We start from the raw sequence: 14,972 nt of genomic DNA, 5'->3' as shown, positions 1-14,972 counted from the left end.
AAGGCCACCCGCGCACGGCCAATCAATATCCGTGGAGATTCGCAATGCCCAACGGGCAAAACAAGGTCTTGACGGCAGAATGATGGCAAAAAGCTAGATCGAAGTCGCTTCCAGAACGGTGATCGTCGTACTAGCGCGTGGCCGCAGCCACCGTCAGCGTGCCCGCCTCGGTGTCCAGCACCGCGCGACTGCCCAACGCCACCGCCAAATTGGGGTCGCCATGGCCGATGGACAGACCGCCGAGCACCGGAATGCCCAGATCACCCAGACGCTCGATCAAGACATCGGGCGGCCGGATCGGATTATTGCCGTGACCCGGCTCGCTGAACTGACCTAACGCGATGCCGCCGAGCCGTTGCAGAATCCCGCAATTGAGCAGGTGAGTGATATTGCGGTCAACCCGATACGCCAGCTCGCCAACGTCTTCGAGCAGCAGGATCGCGCCCTCCAAGTCGGGCATGAACGGCGTGCCGATGCAGGTGCTCAGCATGCTCAAGTTGCCACCAAGCAAGACGCCCTCCACCGTCCCCGACGTACGCACGGTGAAAGTGGGTTCGGCCGGGTCGGCATGAATGATGGAAGGCTCGGTGCTCATCAATGCGTGCTTGAGCGTGCTGGCAAAGATGCCGCCTTTTTCCAGCTGCGCGGCGATTGGGCCGTGAACTGTGGCGAGGCCTGTGTGGGTCCAGAGTGCGGCGTGCAAGGCGGTGATGTCCGAGAAACCGACGACCAGTTTCGGGTCGCGGCGGACGGCGTCGTAGTCGAGTTGGCCGAGGATACGCTGCACACCGTAGCCGCCACGGTTGCAGAGCACGGCGCGGATCTCGGGGTCCGCCAGGGCGTCGTTTAGGTCGGAAATGCGATTGGCGTCGCTGCCTGCGAGGAACCCGATGTTGTCCAGTGCGTGGGGGTAGACGCGGGGGCGTAATCCCCAGGAGGTGAGCTCCCGCACGGCTGCTTCCACCCGGGCTTCGGCGACCGGGCCGGCTGGGGACACCAGCGCCACGGCGTCGCCAGCGCGAAGGACTTGAGGGTGGAGGGTTGGGCGGGAGGCAGGCATTTTTGAAGGCTCGGCGGGTGTTTGGTGATGGTGCAATGTAGAGCACTGGCGGTGGGGAATCCAGCGGGGGTGCGGGGAGGGTGATGTGGTGCGTAGGACTGAGCGCAGGCACAGTTGCGAAAAAATAGTGCCTAGATGCTTCGCTTAGGTTTGGGCCGTATCTGTTTAGCGATCCTTGGAGTGGCAGTTATCGCCCCGAAGCGGCCCTTCGCGACAGACAGCTTCCGGACAGAAGCAGCCTCTCAGGGCGGAGCAGAAACGGACGTCTGACAAAACACCTATTTGTCTTAAATACGATCCCAAATGGCGAACAGCACACCTGTACGATCAGGGGGCTGCGGTGTCTTGCCAAGTACAACGCACCGGACAGTGCCGACATAAGCATCTATCACACAGAGTGAGGAGATTGTGTACGGCAACCTAGATCGCACAGTATCGTTTACTGATGGCAATCAGCCGCATATGATGCACTAACTGAAAGAACATAAGCCCCAAGGTCCTTAGCAATGGAAGCTAACAGTGAATATCTGCGCTCACGACATCGCGCTACTCAAGCTCGGCTGCTTGTTGCTATCGCGACCACATCCGTACACGCCCCTCACCTCACTAAATGCCATGTGTGCCGCCGAACCGCTTGGGGGGTGCACGCAAGTGCAGCGCTTCTCAACCGTTCAGAATAGCCGGCCCCAATCCGACAACGAACGCTGAGCGCTATATATGAAACTTCATGAAGTTAAGGCTCGCGAGTTGAACGGTAGAGATACCATTCACCGATTTAAGGCCCAATTCAAAGCCGCAAGCCTAGAATGCTTGGCACTGCTCGAAGACTGCGCCATTGAGCGAGTCTTTTGCGACTACCACGAAGATTACGTGGTTAAGTTTGTGGATGAAGGGGAAATTTACTACCGCTTCGTACAGGTCAAAACAAAGACAAAGCAGAACCATCTTTACAATATCCTAGAGATATTTGGCATCAAGAAAACCAAAAAAAATGGCCACGATTTACCCAACAGCTTTGCCGGCAAGATGTTGTTGCACGTAGATAACTTCGGTGACGCCTGCCACTCTCTCGTAATATTAACGAATATCAACTTCGATGATGATGTTGAAGGATTGGTCAACGACGCACAATCCGGCAATGTTGTATCCAAGCACACGGTAACGCTCATAACTGAAACTAAAAAGCTTGCACCAAGTCTGGCAGCAAAGACCGACAAAGAAGTTCTCGACTTCCTGTCCCACCTAAAGCTAGTGCCTCGCCAGCAAATTTTGAACGAGGACGACGACAACTTCGTATCAAGCGCACATAGTCAAATTTACAAATACAGTGAAATCAATTTAACTCCGAAGGAGATTCGGCTTCTAATCATTCAGCTTCTTTCATTAATAGAAAGCAAATCATCAGAAGAAATAAAGCACAGCATGACCGAGGACATGCTTAATGATAAAGCGAGTGTGACCCTTGATGACATGCTTGACATCCTTGCCATTTCTCGGCCGGCCTATTATCTCCTCAGAAATGGCGGCGACCCGAATGCTATTAAAAGTGTTTCGATTCTTCAGCGCGTGTTGAAGCGAAACAACTATAAAGAAGGAACGCTTAATTCATTTGCAAACTTCAAGTCGCACTGGGAAACTTGGTATCGAGTTAACAGGCACACAATCCAAGAACTGAAACTACTTCAGCTAATGGATGAATTAACAAGTCTGACAGATAACCTAGCTGTCGGAAAAATAGACATGAAGACAATAACAGGCGCGGTCGTCAAACTAACAACTAATCTTCGCACGCTACTAGGCCGCAATGACCTAACTGAAGAGTTAGTTTTTGGAGCCGTACTGTCCGAAATCGTGAAAGGAGAGTCTTCATGAATTTCCGTGAAGCTGTGGCTGCAGCGAGCACTGAGTCCCAGAGTCTTAATTTCTCTTATTCGCCAAGAAACAGGTCTGACGTGTTGGGCAATGAGACTTTGTTTCACATCCCGTTAATTGCACTGACCATAATCTTACTCGCGCGCAGCCAAGCAAAGCCCAAGCGTAACGACATTGGCATGTTGGTTGGGCAGTGTTTTGAGCAGAGCATTGCCAGTTTCAAGGGTTCAACGCAAGAACTAGGTTGGTCTGCGAATTTAAGAGTAAGAACAATTAAGGCGCTGACATTCTTGGAGGACGCTGGGATGGTCGTCGTTAACAAACACAACTCTCGGATCGATGCCGCAGAGCCTGGCAAGAAATTCATAGACAAAGTTATGAGCGAAGAAAGCCACCTTTGCGTGGCGCTCTTAACCATCAAAAGATCCTATAGAAATATCTGCAAAGAACGAGACATTGAGGCCAAGCTAGATGAAATTTGAATCCCTGCAGTTCTTTGCAAGCCATGCTGGTGGATGGGGCTCTCAAGAGCTGATGTTTGGTAAATCTATTACTCAGCTATTTGCCCTGAATGGAAGTGGGAAAACACCGCTAATCCAATCCATCATGTTTTGTCTCGGATTGGACGTCCAGTTTCGTGAAGACATCATTCGCAATACTGGAAAGGTCGTCCTGCGAGTAAATATAAAAACTAACTTACTTTCCTTTGAGCGGAAGGTAGGAGAGAAATACGACATCACCGTTAGCAGCGACGGCAGAACTATCAATCGTTTCTATAACGATGAAGACTTTTCCAGGTTCATGCTAGGCATCTTGAACCTAAGATCTGAGCGTCTGACTACCAATAGTGATACCGCTACAATTCCGTATTTCTCGGCGATACTGCCACTATTTTATCTAGACCAGGACACCGGTTATTCGGACTATTACGTTCCGCCGCGACATAGCTTTATCAAAGCTCAGTATTCCGAAATGATTCGCCTAGCCGTGGGCCTCCCTGCCAGGAGCTCATTCGACGCGGCCAAAAAGGCGATCAATCTGAAAAAAGAGCTCGACTACCTAGATAAGACCATCACAGATAGCCGTAAGCTCATGGAGAGGCTACGACAAGACCTACCGACCGCTCCACGACTTGAAGCAGATATTGCGCGTGATATTACCTCACTCAAAGCTCGTCTTGATGAGTTAAAGACGACCAAGGACATTAAAAGCGAGACATTAAACAGCTTCGACTTCTTGATTACCGATCTTCGTCGCCAGCACCGAGAGATAGCCTCACAGCATATTACCCTAGAGTCGAGGATTCGCAGCTCGTCTCAAATACGAGATGAGATCGAAAGCGAAATCGAAACTCTGGATTTGAATGAAGAAGCTCGCCGTGCATTCATTTCTTTTAGCGAAATATGCACAACCCCCTCGTGTGGGATGTTTCTCGTTAGCTCTGACTCGTATGGCAAAAGCCTGCTTTATCTCAAAGATCAGATGAAAGACCTGGAAGCCGTGACCGTCGCGAATATACAGCAGGCTGAAGCTCTGCAGACCAAGATGACTTGGCTAGAAGGACAAATCGCTGATCTTTCCGCAAAGAGAGGGATTGCAGAGCGGGAAGCAGGGATTGAGATGTTCATTGAGGCGATCAGTAAAATTGCCTCCGAACTCTTCGAGTTAGAGCTCGAAAAAGGTCAACAACAGAAATACAAGAGCCAAGAAGGTAAGCACCTCGAACTGCTGAATCGGCGAGAGGCGGTCCAAAACGAGCTAGAGTCTCTCGGAAAAACCAGAGAGCAATCTCCGGATGTAATGCGATTCAAGCTTGCGTTAGCCGAGAAAATGGCCCGTTGGCTCGACATCTTAAACTCCAAGAATATCTCAAGAGAGATCCAGATCGACAGTGATCTGAAGCCAATTCTTGGCTCTGAGAAGCTTGGGATCATCAAAGGAAGCTCTAAGGCTCGTACGGTGCTCGCGTTCCACGCTGCGCTATTTGAAATCTGCACCGGCAATCCAATCTCGCCCTTCCGAACATTGATATTTGATACCCCTCGGCAGCAGGAGATTCACTCAGAGGATCTGGATGCGTATATCAAAGAGCTCAAAGTAGTGGCTTTAAAAAATAATGCTCAGGTTATCTTCTCGACTACCAGCTACCGCTTCGAGATCGACGGTGCGACGGATGAAGAATGGCTTCCAAAGTTCGGTGGTTTTGAACAGCCAATGTACCTCGGATATTTCAATAACACTCTGGACTCATAGTCTTTGTTTCTCCGAACTGCTCCAACAGTACGGCCTATCCCCCTCACTGTACAAGGTGCTCTATGACAGCTTTGATCCAGCTTCTCAGCTTTATCGGCCAGGTTGTTTTTTATGAAGACAGTAGTTCAGGCGCGACCTTGAATCGCCCTTTAGTTTATAGACTCTAAATGACTGCTTTTGGCCGGTTAACGAAGGTCTGACTTCGCCCGCAGCCACACATGATCAATCTCAGTCTGTTCCGCCATCTCTAGGGCGTAATCGACCTCAATCCCCAGGTATCGAACAGTGCTCTCCAGCTTCGTGTGGCCGAGCAGCAACTGCACCGCCCGCAGGTTTTTCGTAACGCGATAGATCGGTGATGCCTTCGTACGTCTCATTGTGTGGGTGCTATACATAGCTGGATCAAGGCCCACGGCTTTCACCCAGCCTTTGACGATGCAAGCGTATCGACGAGAGCAATAAGGGAACGGATTTATTTTACCTAGTAAATACCACCCTTTTTTTTCTAGAAAATAAATCCGCCTTTTTTGTTCGAGCACGGCGACATAGATATTAAGTCAACCTAAAAATATTGTGAGATTAGCCTTGTCGAAAGGGCCCCCATTTTCTGTATTACGGACCGCACCCACCATCGGGACAGGTTTCACTTATAGCTATATGTATCATCAAGGCGGACCTTATGAATAACTATTTTTTTTCTCGGCTTTGTAAGCTGTTCAAATGAAAGCTGTATGGCATTGTGGGCTTGAATGCTACCTTGTCGCGCATCAATCATAAGCCACGACTCAATTACAGGTAAATCTTTTGGATTTCCAGTTCCATTTTTTAGAGAAGCTAGTAGATCCCAATACTGATTGGAATAGCTTTGAACATTTTTCAGTGCTCTTTTGATATCGAAGGCTATCAGCGCAAGCTGTGGTATTTTTGTCCCAAGCTCTTTAAGGACGTAGTCTAGGTCACCAACATCATCGTCATTGATTGAAATCCCTAGCGCCAAATGGCTGGATAGACTTGGTTGCGAGCCCAGCTTACGAAGCACACTTCTCAGCCGACGGCAATAAAATATTATTAGCTCGGCAGTTTCTTGTTTTCGTCGTGATTCTTCAGATATCTTTAAACCCCATTGAATAGCACCACTTGAAATCACTCCAATGATAGCTGCAGTTGCTCCAACTAGGGCTCCTTGAACTGCTGGTTCCATTAAATTGCTCCTTTTTGGTTTGGATAGTCGAGGCAAATGGCGGCAGATCTTTTTCCTTCGCATTAAAATCGCTTGAATCGGTTCCAACCTACATTAAGCTCTGAACGTCAAAGCACGGAAGCAGCCAATCTGAGTGGTGAGCATGTGTGGACACTAACGCTAGGCATGGACAGCCTCGACATTTTCTCTGCCGCGAGCATCGATTATCGATATGTCGCAATACCCATGAAAGTAGAATAATATCACCATATCTAAATCTGGCACGCGCCTTGCTTTTGCTCGTTTCTTATATATATAAAGTAAACTTAATAAGAAGCCTTCAGTATGGCTTCACAAACCCACCACTCAACGGCCTATCATAGCTTGTCTAAAGCCATCGAACCGGTTGTGAGAATCTCGGCTTTGGACGTTCGGTCGAGAGTAGTAAACATTATGAGTAACGGTATCTAGATCTGTGGAGCTTTCAGCTATTTTGGCGATACAAGAAATCTGAAGGGTCACTCCGTCAAAATCACCAGAAGAAAGATGATTATTGATCAGCTCTTTATGACCTTCATACAACGTCTCAAGATGACGTGCAATAGCTGTACGCACTTCAAACACAGATCGAGCCTTGTAAGGCTCCTCAAAGCAAATATGTGGCTCAAGATTCAAAGCGACAACCCCAAAACCATTTCTTGTAATCTGAGCAGATCCTTTTTCTAGATTTGAACTCAAGTTATTGAAAGAGTTGATTGTTTTACAGACCACGAAGTAGTTGCCAAACGGAGCAGATATAACAATATCAGGCTCGCCAAGTCGAGCCTCTAATCCTCTAAACCTAATGTACTGAAGAAAATCAAGTTCAAAAATCATGTTCAAAGCATGCGATCCGCCTGGAGTCCGAGGATCAAGTGAGTTAGCTGCAATTTGGCTAAGTGCATGATTCAACTCGGCCTTCTCGGCTAAATCTTGAAGATTTTCATTGCACTGAACTAACGCGCTAAATAACCGCTGAGCGCGATGAACGCTTACAAGCTCTTTCTCCTCCATTGTAGAAAACTTTTCGACTATCCCATCACACAAGTCAATGTATCTTTTTAGATCAGATGTCGCGGGAATCTTTTTGTTAAAATCTTCATAAAGCCGCCTGACTTTCGCACCCAGCAAGGCAATTTCTTCGTAACTTGTAATCACTTCTGGCTTCATTTTGCCCTCCACATTGGCGTCATGTCCCGAAACATCACAATGCCAGACTCTAGCAAGGTGATCACCTTACTCTTATTCCCTAGTGTGCTCGCATTAGCGTCATAGGATTCTAGATATCCGCAGGTCGTGGAACGTACTGTTCTGGCTTAAGTCCGATCTTGGCCGAAGGCTATTCCCCCCTATTGCGGCACGGAAATGCACATCATAAGACCGCTGACTCCGCTCAGATGAATCATTCAGCCGCATATATAAGCTACTCCTCGGCGAAAAGCGTCAATTGACTGCGAATGTTTTTATCCGTTGCCGATAGCTGTATTTTCGCCAACCGGTATGCCTGTTAGCGCTTGTTACTACTCAGACCCTAAGCTGCGCACAACCTTAAACCGCCTCAAAGGCATATGCAACCAACTGAGAAAACCACTGGCATCAGCCACCACGGGATTAGCCTCCCGCAACGCCGCCCTAGCCTTCGCCCCAAACGTCGGCAGCCCCGCTAAAGCCGCTACCAATTCCGGATGCTCCAAGCCACGACTCCAGATCGGCCTTGTCGTCGCAGTATATGATGCGTTCGGTGGGGGCGCAGAAACTCGTCGGCATCGGCGTCGCGTCAGCCAAACCGCTACCGCCAAGCAGTTCGCCCTCCCCCATGCGGCCCACTTTTAGCAAGACGTCCGGCCGTTTCAGCGACGTCAAAGCGACAGCGAACTCGCTAATAAAAAGACCATCAGGCACCACGCCTTCGGCGAGCAATGTCTTTCGCCGGATAAGCGCCCTGACGCATCTGCCTATCAAGTTGCGCCGGCTAGCGTCGCTGAGCATGCGTAGCGCATTCACAGCATTGTGCACCTCGAAGCGTCGGCTCGAGGGCACTGCTGGGCTTGGCGGGTTGCGATAATCAGCACTTCCGTCGAGTCGATATCGTCATCCCCTGAAATAAAACCGTCAAATACCGCCGTTCCAACAGGAACCGGAACACCGCATTCAGCCACACACCCTCTGGAAAACCACCATTGATAGCAGCTTTGTCGGGCTGCATCCCCATAACCAGAGAGGACCTCACCATGCGCGTGTCTGGCCAGCAACCCCCCGTTTCCGCACCCTCCATCGAACTTCAGCAACGGTCAAATTCGACGGCTGCCACCGGCCACGCTTCCGTGGGGCAGGGTCATCCTCAATCCGGTGAGGTCAGCGCAGCAGCGCTGACCCAAGCCCGTGAAATGAAGCATTTGCTCACTACCTACGTGAGCAGTCAGTTCCAGCCCTACAAAGACCGTCTGGATCCGGAATCGGGGCACCGGGAAGAAATCGATCAAATCATAGAGAGCCGAGTCAACAAGCTGATGGAGGAGAACATTTCGTTCCAGGAGCTTGGAACGTTGATGGAAAAAGCCCAGAAGATGGACCGCAACGCTTCAATGGTGTCGGGTACAGCTGGCGGCGTGCCTTTTGCGGTGGCGTCGTCGCTCCAGGCGGCCATTCCTGTGATCACGGGAATCGGGGCAAACATACAAAACCCGGTGGCAAAGGCGGCAGCCCTGGGCACGATTTCACTCGCGGCGGCGTCAGTGATGGATCAGGTCGGCGGCGCTTCCATGAGGAACTTCGAGAAGACGCGTACTACCTGCATGCACCTGAGGACAAACTGCATGAGTCGTTGAACGTCGCCCTGAAGACTATCGATACCACAGCGAACCTGGCCATCCAAAACGCCAAGGAGGCGCAGACGTTCACGATCCGGAATGGCATCAGGACGGCGGTTGGCCCGGTGGTGGCGGCGATCAATCCGAAGGCCGAGCCCATTGTGGACACAGCCCTTGCTATCGCGGGTGGTCTCGCTGCCGGTACCGGTACCGGGTACCTCGCCAACAGTCGGCGCACCGAACAAGGCACCAGTGGCCCCGCGCTGCTGTTGGGACGAAGAGATGCCCAGCCCAAACAGGATCTGAGCCAGGAAACCGAATGGATCGACGCGTTGAAGGCATTGCGGGACGCGAAAACTGTCCGTACGCCTCTCGCCAATGGAGTGGGACGTCTGGCCAACGCCGGCCGCACCCTGGTAACCGATCCGCTCGGGGCGATATCGAGAACCGCCAAAGCCACTTTCACCCCTTCCGGAGCCGCCAATGTCGCCACACTGACCGGTGGTTTCGCCGGATTGGAAGCCGGTAAAGGCGCTGTGGTCAACGCCTTGAGCAAGCAGCACCCTGCCCTCGGTTCATTGGCGAAACACGCCGTCAATACAGTGGGCGGCGCGGCTGTGTTCGGGGGCAACGCCGCCAGTGTCGCAGTTGCGGACAAGCTGGTTGACGACTTGAAGTCGAGAGGCAAGAAAACGGCGGAGCCCGCGACAGACGCGACCGAGACCGCTCAATCCGTGCATGAAGATCCGGCCGACGCTCCCGGTGAGACGCTCGGCGGGGACCCACCCGTGCCAGCAGACCATCCAGTCAACGGCCCCAACGAGCGAGGTCTGATTCGGGCTCTCTTCCGCGAACCAGCCTCACCGGCAACTGGATCAAAAATGCCGAGAACCAGGCGGCCTCCTCCACCAAGTCTCCGGCGGGCAGTGCTCGGGCAAGCCTGAAGGGTGAGCAAGCACAACCCACGATCAGCGGCGGCCCCTCCAGCGACGCAGCGCGGCCTGGGTCGAGGTCTTCGACGGCACCTGCCCCGCTTCAGTTTCAACCCAAGTGCAGTCGAATGATTCCTCGGATGACGACGTATCCAGCTATCACACTGCGGCGTCGGGTTCGACAGATAACGGACCCGTCTACCACACTCCGCCGCAGCCCCCGGTTTGAGGTAGTCAGGCTATAAAATGTGAAGCCGCTGGACTCAGTCGTCGGGGACGAGAATATCGATAAGGGGACGACGTTGTATGAACTGAAAATAAGCCCGTTCCCTTTTTTACGATCTGTGAGTGGTGCCTATGGGTCAGAAGGAGCCCGTCAAACGTACCTTGGAGTTCAATCGTGTCATGCTGAGCAATCCAAACTCCTGGAAATCTAGTAAGATCCTGGCCACAAAGCTTGTTTGAGATCAGGCCGGCCCCGCCACATCACAGATGGACTCCTATGTCGCTAAGGAAAGAGATAACCGAGGTATTCACACCTCGGCGCAGCGAGGTAAACATGAACATGTATGTGCATCGGCCGAGGCTTGAACTCGAGCTGTCGCGCGCATTTAAGAGAAATTCGCATACGCTTATTTTTGGTGAGAGCGGCAATGGCAAGTCTTGGCTATACAAAAAAGTGCTTGAAGATGACGGGATAACCTATGTGACCGTCAATTGTGCCAATGCTGCACGCATCAAGTCTCTGACGGCCGAGATTTGCAATTGCCTCATAGCCCCAGGGACTGCCGTACGTCTCGGATACAATGTCGAGAAAGTGGCTGAACTTTCAGCGGCTGTTTTAAAAGGCGGACTGAAGCAAAGTGATCGTTATGACTTTACCCAAGAAGAACCGCTGCTCAAAGCCTTTAAGCTCTATGCGTCCGCAAACGATGCAAAAAAGATAATAGTTTTGGACAATTTGGAGTCTATATTTAGATCCGAAGACCTGATGGATGAGCTGTCGAACATCATCATACTTCTGGATGACAGCCGATATGCGGAATGCGACATCAATTTTCTAGTTGTTGGTGTTCCAAATGGAGTTCTTCAGTATTTTCGCGAGGTAAAAAACGCCGAATCCGTCGCGAATAGATTACAAGAAATTCAAAAAGTGAGCGGCCTTGATTCAGGCCAAGTACGGGAGATCGTGAGTAAAGGGTTTGCGCATCTGCAGATACCGCTTTCGGGCGCGTCATTAATTGAAATATCAGAGCACGTATCAGATGTAACGCTTGGCATCGCACAACGCGTGCACGAATTCTGTGAGCATCTTGCATATGCGATTCAAGATAATAAGTGGACGTATATCCCGAGAACGCTGCAAACAGCCGATCTCGCATGGCTGACGGCTGGGCTGCGACATGCTTATTCTGTAGTAGAAAAAAACCTTAACAGCCGTGAAACCACCGTCGCGCGTCGTAACCAAGTGATTTATTGCATTGCAAAGGTTAAAAGGCACGAGTTCGACTCAAGTGATATCGATAGGCTAGTCAGAGAAAATTTCCCTCGAACAGTACCTAATACCAACATGGGCATAGGCTCAATTTTAGCTGACCTCACCGGAGGATCGAGTCCTCTTATTCAAAAAAATGAGTACACTGGCGGTTACTCGGTCAAAGACCCTAGATTTATCATGTGTATAAAACTCATGTTATATACAGATTCGGCCGAAAAGGTTCAATGTAGAAAATTCCAAATGTGAAATGGCACGGGCTAAGGGGTTACCTATCCCATACCGTAGCCTATTTAGGTGGAAATCGCTCAGAACAACCAAGATATGGAGCTCCAACTTCGAGAGATCCACCGCTAAGTAACGAATTTCCGCTAACGGCGATAAAGGGGCTTATTTCTTTTACCTTGAAAATAAATCCGTCCCCTTTCGTTCGTATCGGCATTCGACTTGCTGTACCGCGAGTACGACCAGTCGCTCGCCCGCCTGGACGCCCGCCTTAGGGCCGAGGATTCGCGCTACAAGTCCGAGCAGATCATTGCTCAGTTGCTGCGCGAAGCCCTTTCAGCCCCGACCTACCAGGCGTTGAAATATCACACACAGATCCAGCTGGATCAGCTTGCATCGCCGGGCAGCCTCGACTGGACGGAGCGCCAGCGGGCGTTCATGAGGCGCGCCAGTTGCGATTTCGTGATCTATTTCAAAGTAGGCAAGAAACCGATAGGAGTAATTGAGGTTGATGGGGGTTACCACGCCCAACCCGTCCAGGCAGCTCGGGACGCCATGAAAAATGAGATTTTGGCCAGAATTGGCATTCCGATTCTTCGGCTGCGGACAGTTGAGAGTGACATCGAGCGGAGAATTGGCGACTTTATCGGGCAGTGGGCGAGTCCTACGCAGAGTGCCTAAGCGCTGCGGCGGCGGTCGTCGGTCGCCGCTGGTAGAACTCGATCCGAAGCTGCCTGTAGCCAGGACGAAAGCTGGTGGATCGAAGGTTCCCGAAGGTGATCTGGCTGCCACACGAAGACATCATTCGGTTGGCGAGACTCAAAATTGGTCTTTGTTTCGCCTCAGTGATCGGATCGAAGCAACTGCTGGTGAGGGATCGCTTTCGATCCCCGCGATGAGAGACGGATTTATTTCACCTAGAAAATAAATCCGTCCCCTTTCTCCTTCTGTTGTTTAAAAATCACAAGAAGGCTCATGCTCATTGGCACCTCAAATCAAATGGGGTGAGCTCTATTAAGCTGACAGCCATTAATAAAACCACCCCCGTACCTCGTTATTTATTTTTCTTATCTGGCGTCTGCGTTAGCGCCGAGCCTGCAACAGACTTCTGATCAGGTGTAGATTTCTCGTCTTTCAATTGCTCGCTTGCCTTAGACGCCACGTCTTTACTGGTTTTCTCATCTTTTGCCATTTTTAGCACCTCAAAAATGGGCGGATTCTCTGAAGGTGGATTCCTATTCCCAAATTAGGTATAGGCTATCTGCCGGTATTTTCAACTTGCAGGACTAATGCTATAGAAATTCAGGTAATGCTTGAGTTGCTATACATAACTAAGGCCGCTCTGATCCGATTGTTGCCTGCAGCTTTAAGCTAGAAGCCGCCAGTGACCAAGGGCTGCTATCGGGGGAAAACAGACAGTACACGATTCTCTGCTACTGCTCATCGCTGAGCCTCATAACTCGGGACGCGGCTCAGATCAACCACACCCCACACCTAAAAACCCACATCTGCGAACCAAAAACTGACTGCCATAGTTTCGCTATTCGACAGCCACTAGGCCTCTTAGCTTTTCATGTCAGTCGGCCCCTGCCCCCGCGTCACCTCAAACCGCCTGACATTCTTACGCAACCAACCCAGAAACCCATTGGCATCAGCCACCACCGGCTTGGCCTCCAGCATCGCCGCCCGCGCCTTCGCCCGAAACTTCGCCAACCCGGCCAACGCCCCAATCAACTCCGGATGCTCCGCCAACCACGGCTCCAGATCCGCTTTGTCGATCCGGTAAATCATGCAGTCGGTGTACGCGCAGAACCGCGCTACCGTCGGGGTCGCGTCCAGGAAACCCGTCTCACCCAGCAGCTCACCCGGCCCCATCCGCCCCACTTCCAGCCAGCCGTCCGGGCGTTGCAGCGAAGCCGACACTACCCCGGACTCAATAATGAACAGCGCATCAGGCACCACCCCCTCCGCAAGCACGATGTCTTTCGCCGGATAGGCGCCCAGGCGCATGTGCTGTTCCAGCTGCGCGCGGTCGGCGTCGCTGAGCATGCGCAGCGCATTGACGGTGTTGAGCACGGCAGACTGTCGCGTCGCGGGGCGTTGCTGGTCCTGGCGGGTTTCGGTGGACGCGAGCTGCCGGTGAATGAGGTCGAACAGTTGATTGCGCACCGCTGAACGCCGGTCCCGGGACTTCACGTAGCCGGTGACTTCGTATTCGACGATGCGCAGGCCGGATTTGACCACCACTGCCGATGGCGCGGGCTGGGCGAGTAATTCACGGCAACCGAGTAGCGCTTTCTCCAGGGAGTCCAGCACCAGGCTAGGGCGGAGACGGATGGACTGCTCGATGGACAGGGTGACGGAGTGGAAATGGTCCGGTCGGCTGAAGTTGACGATGCGGGTCTTGGCGGCCATGGCGTTGGGGATCACGGTCATGCTGCCTTCGGCGGTCAGCAGGTGGGTGGAGCGCCAGTCGATTTCGATGACTTTGCCTTCGATGTCATCGACGCGAATCCAGTCGTCCACGCGGAACGGCTTGGTCGCGTTGAGGACGATGCCGGAGAACACGTCGCCCAGCGTGCTTTGCACAGCGAGGCCGAAGATGATCGCCACGGCGCCGGAGGTGGCCAGCAGGCCTTTGACCGGCAGGTCGAGCACGTAGCCGGCCGCCGCCACTGATGCGACGAGGAAGATGATCGCCCCCATGACGTCTTGCAGCAGATGACCCTTGCCGCCGATCCGTGGCTCCATGACCACGACGGCGAGCACGGTCAGGGTCCGCGCGCCAAACAGCCACCAGGCGATGGTCAGAATGGTGGCCAGCACATGCCGGGGAACGGACCAGTCGGTGGGCACCGCATACAGCGGACTGAGCCCGCCATCCAGCAGCGCCATGCTGAACAGCACGAACAGCACAAGGCGGCACACAAGCTTGCGTCGCAGCCAGCGCGGGTGCAGCCATTGCCAGAGCGTGAGGTCGATGACCAGCAGCACGGCAGCGCTGATCAGCGGATAGGCGAACCACAAATGATCCATCGACGTTCCCTGAGGGTGGACAGCCCGTGGAGCTTAGCTGAATACCTCGCAGGGAGCGCCAGTGTGCTTT

At 52.2% G+C, this 14,972-nt stretch carries 14 protein-coding genes; 7 read left to right on the top strand and 7 right to left on the bottom strand.

The features are described from left to right. Positions 1-130: 130 nt before the first annotated feature. A complete protein-coding gene (locus BBI10_RS14340) occupies positions 131-1,060 on the bottom strand; it encodes a S66 peptidase family protein (RefSeq protein WP_065989333.1) in 930 nt (309 codons plus the stop codon). 717 nt (positions 1,061-1,777) lie between these two features. Here BBI10_RS14340 and BBI10_RS14335 point away from each other — a divergent pair. Genes BBI10_RS14335 through BBI10_RS28000 form a run of 3 tightly spaced genes read left to right on the top strand, consistent with a single transcriptional unit; the run spans position 1,778 to position 5,185 of the window. Further along, the gene (locus tag BBI10_RS14335) at positions 1,778-2,932 is read left to right on the top strand and encodes a dsDNA nuclease domain-containing protein (RefSeq protein ID WP_065989332.1); all 1,155 of its coding nucleotides are present in this window, start codon (positions 1,778-1,780) and stop codon (positions 2,930-2,932) included. After that, complete coding sequence (locus BBI10_RS14330) at positions 2,929-3,414, top strand: hypothetical protein (protein ID WP_065989331.1); 486 nt, start codon at positions 2,929-2,931, stop codon at positions 3,412-3,414. Before BBI10_RS14335 ends, BBI10_RS14330 begins: the two co-directional genes overlap by 4 nt. Next, on the top strand, positions 3,404-5,185 hold the full coding sequence (locus BBI10_RS28000; RefSeq protein ID WP_244160368.1) for a hypothetical protein: 1,782 nt from the start codon (positions 3,404-3,406) through the stop codon (positions 5,183-5,185). Before BBI10_RS14330 ends, BBI10_RS28000 begins: the two co-directional genes overlap by 11 nt. Positions 5,186-5,370: 185 nt before the next feature. Here the strand turns inward: BBI10_RS28000 and BBI10_RS14320 are convergent, their stop codons facing one another. The 4 genes from BBI10_RS14320 to BBI10_RS14310 all read right to left on the bottom strand — a co-directional run bounded on the left by BBI10_RS14320 (position 5,371) and on the right by BBI10_RS14310 (position 8,324). Then, positions 5,371-5,661 (bottom strand): tyrosine-type recombinase/integrase, encoded by a 291-nt coding sequence (locus BBI10_RS14320; RefSeq protein WP_083233128.1) that lies wholly within the window; start codon positions 5,659-5,661, stop codon positions 5,371-5,373. 167 nt (positions 5,662-5,828) lie between these two features. After that, positions 5,829-6,386, bottom strand: a complete 558-nt coding sequence (locus BBI10_RS27245; RefSeq protein ID WP_141695187.1) for a hypothetical protein — start codon at positions 6,384-6,386, stop codon at positions 5,829-5,831. Between the two features lie 345 nt (positions 6,387-6,731). After that, positions 6,732-7,574 (bottom strand): hypothetical protein, encoded by an 843-nt coding sequence (locus tag BBI10_RS14315; RefSeq protein WP_065989326.1) that lies wholly within the window; start codon positions 7,572-7,574, stop codon positions 6,732-6,734. A 462-nt stretch (positions 7,575-8,036) separates the two neighbouring features. Next, positions 8,037-8,324 (bottom strand): hypothetical protein, encoded by a 288-nt coding sequence (locus tag BBI10_RS14310; protein WP_141695186.1) that lies wholly within the window; start codon positions 8,322-8,324, stop codon positions 8,037-8,039. Between the two features lie 311 nt (positions 8,325-8,635). Between BBI10_RS14310 and BBI10_RS14305 the strand changes: the two genes are divergently transcribed. The 4 genes from BBI10_RS14305 (at position 8,636) to BBI10_RS14290 (ending at position 12,547) form a co-directional block, all read left to right on the top strand. Further along, positions 8,636-9,232 (top strand): hypothetical protein, encoded by a 597-nt coding sequence (locus BBI10_RS14305; RefSeq protein WP_141695185.1) that lies wholly within the window; start codon positions 8,636-8,638, stop codon positions 9,230-9,232. Beyond that, on the top strand, positions 9,229-10,158 hold the full coding sequence (locus BBI10_RS14300) for a hypothetical protein (protein WP_065989320.1): 930 nt from the start codon (positions 9,229-9,231) through the stop codon (positions 10,156-10,158). Before BBI10_RS14305 ends, BBI10_RS14300 begins: the two co-directional genes overlap by 4 nt. Positions 10,159-10,705: 547 nt before the next feature. After that, positions 10,706-11,890: an ATP-binding protein gene (locus tag BBI10_RS14295; RefSeq protein WP_208600752.1), complete on the top strand. Its 1,185-nt coding sequence runs from the start codon at positions 10,706-10,708 to the stop codon at positions 11,888-11,890. 198 nt (positions 11,891-12,088) lie between these two features. Beyond that, positions 12,089-12,547: a DUF2726 domain-containing protein gene (locus BBI10_RS14290; RefSeq protein ID WP_065989316.1), complete on the top strand. Its 459-nt coding sequence runs from the start codon at positions 12,089-12,091 to the stop codon at positions 12,545-12,547. A 373-nt stretch (positions 12,548-12,920) separates the two neighbouring features. Here BBI10_RS14290 and BBI10_RS27570 read toward each other — a convergent pair whose 3' ends face one another. Then, on the bottom strand, positions 12,921-13,058 hold the full coding sequence (locus tag BBI10_RS27570) for a hypothetical protein (protein WP_167355794.1): 138 nt from the start codon (positions 13,056-13,058) through the stop codon (positions 12,921-12,923). Positions 13,059-13,429: 371 nt separating this feature from the next. Next, positions 13,430-14,902 carry a mechanosensitive ion channel domain-containing protein gene (locus BBI10_RS14285; protein WP_065989314.1) on the bottom strand — a complete coding sequence of 491 codons (1,473 nt, stop codon included), beginning with the start codon at positions 14,900-14,902 and terminating at the stop codon, positions 13,430-13,432. Between the last annotated feature and the right edge of the window lie 70 nt (positions 14,903-14,972).

It is taken from the genome of Pseudomonas graminis (assembly GCF_001705435.1).
Taxonomy (GTDB): Bacteria; Pseudomonadota; Gammaproteobacteria; order Pseudomonadales; family Pseudomonadaceae; genus Aquipseudomonas; species Aquipseudomonas graminis_B.
This window is presented reverse-complemented; position numbering and strand designations above follow the sequence as displayed.

What these genes read in the sequence shown, in the direction of transcription:
- BBI10_RS28000 (WP_244160368.1), top strand. Translation starts at nt 3,404, where the DNA reads ATGAAATTTGAATCCCTGCAGTTCTTTGCAAGCCATGCTGGTGGATGG.
- BBI10_RS14315 (WP_065989326.1), bottom strand. Translation starts at nt 7,574, where the DNA reads ATGAAGCCAGAAGTGATTACAAGTTACGAAGAAATTGCCTTGCTGGGT.
- BBI10_RS14335 (WP_065989332.1), top strand. Translation starts at nt 1,778, where the DNA reads ATGAAACTTCATGAAGTTAAGGCTCGCGAGTTGAACGGTAGAGATACC.
- BBI10_RS14295 (WP_208600752.1), top strand. Translation starts at nt 10,706, where the DNA reads ATGAACATGTATGTGCATCGGCCGAGGCTTGAACTCGAGCTGTCGCGC.
- BBI10_RS14340 (WP_065989333.1), bottom strand. Translation starts at nt 1,060, where the DNA reads ATGCCTGCCTCCCGCCCAACCCTCCACCCTCAAGTCCTTCGCGCTGGC.
- BBI10_RS14285 (WP_065989314.1), bottom strand. Translation starts at nt 14,902, where the DNA reads ATGGATCATTTGTGGTTCGCCTATCCGCTGATCAGCGCTGCCGTGCTG.
- BBI10_RS27245 (WP_141695187.1), bottom strand. Translation starts at nt 6,386, where the DNA reads ATGGAACCAGCAGTTCAAGGAGCCCTAGTTGGAGCAACTGCAGCTATC.
- BBI10_RS14330 (WP_065989331.1), top strand. Translation starts at nt 2,929, where the DNA reads ATGAATTTCCGTGAAGCTGTGGCTGCAGCGAGCACTGAGTCCCAGAGT.
- BBI10_RS14305 (WP_141695185.1), top strand. Translation starts at nt 8,636, where the DNA reads ATGCGCGTGTCTGGCCAGCAACCCCCCGTTTCCGCACCCTCCATCGAA.
- BBI10_RS27570 (WP_167355794.1), bottom strand. Translation starts at nt 13,058, where the DNA reads ATGGCAAAAGATGAGAAAACCAGTAAAGACGTGGCGTCTAAGGCAAGC.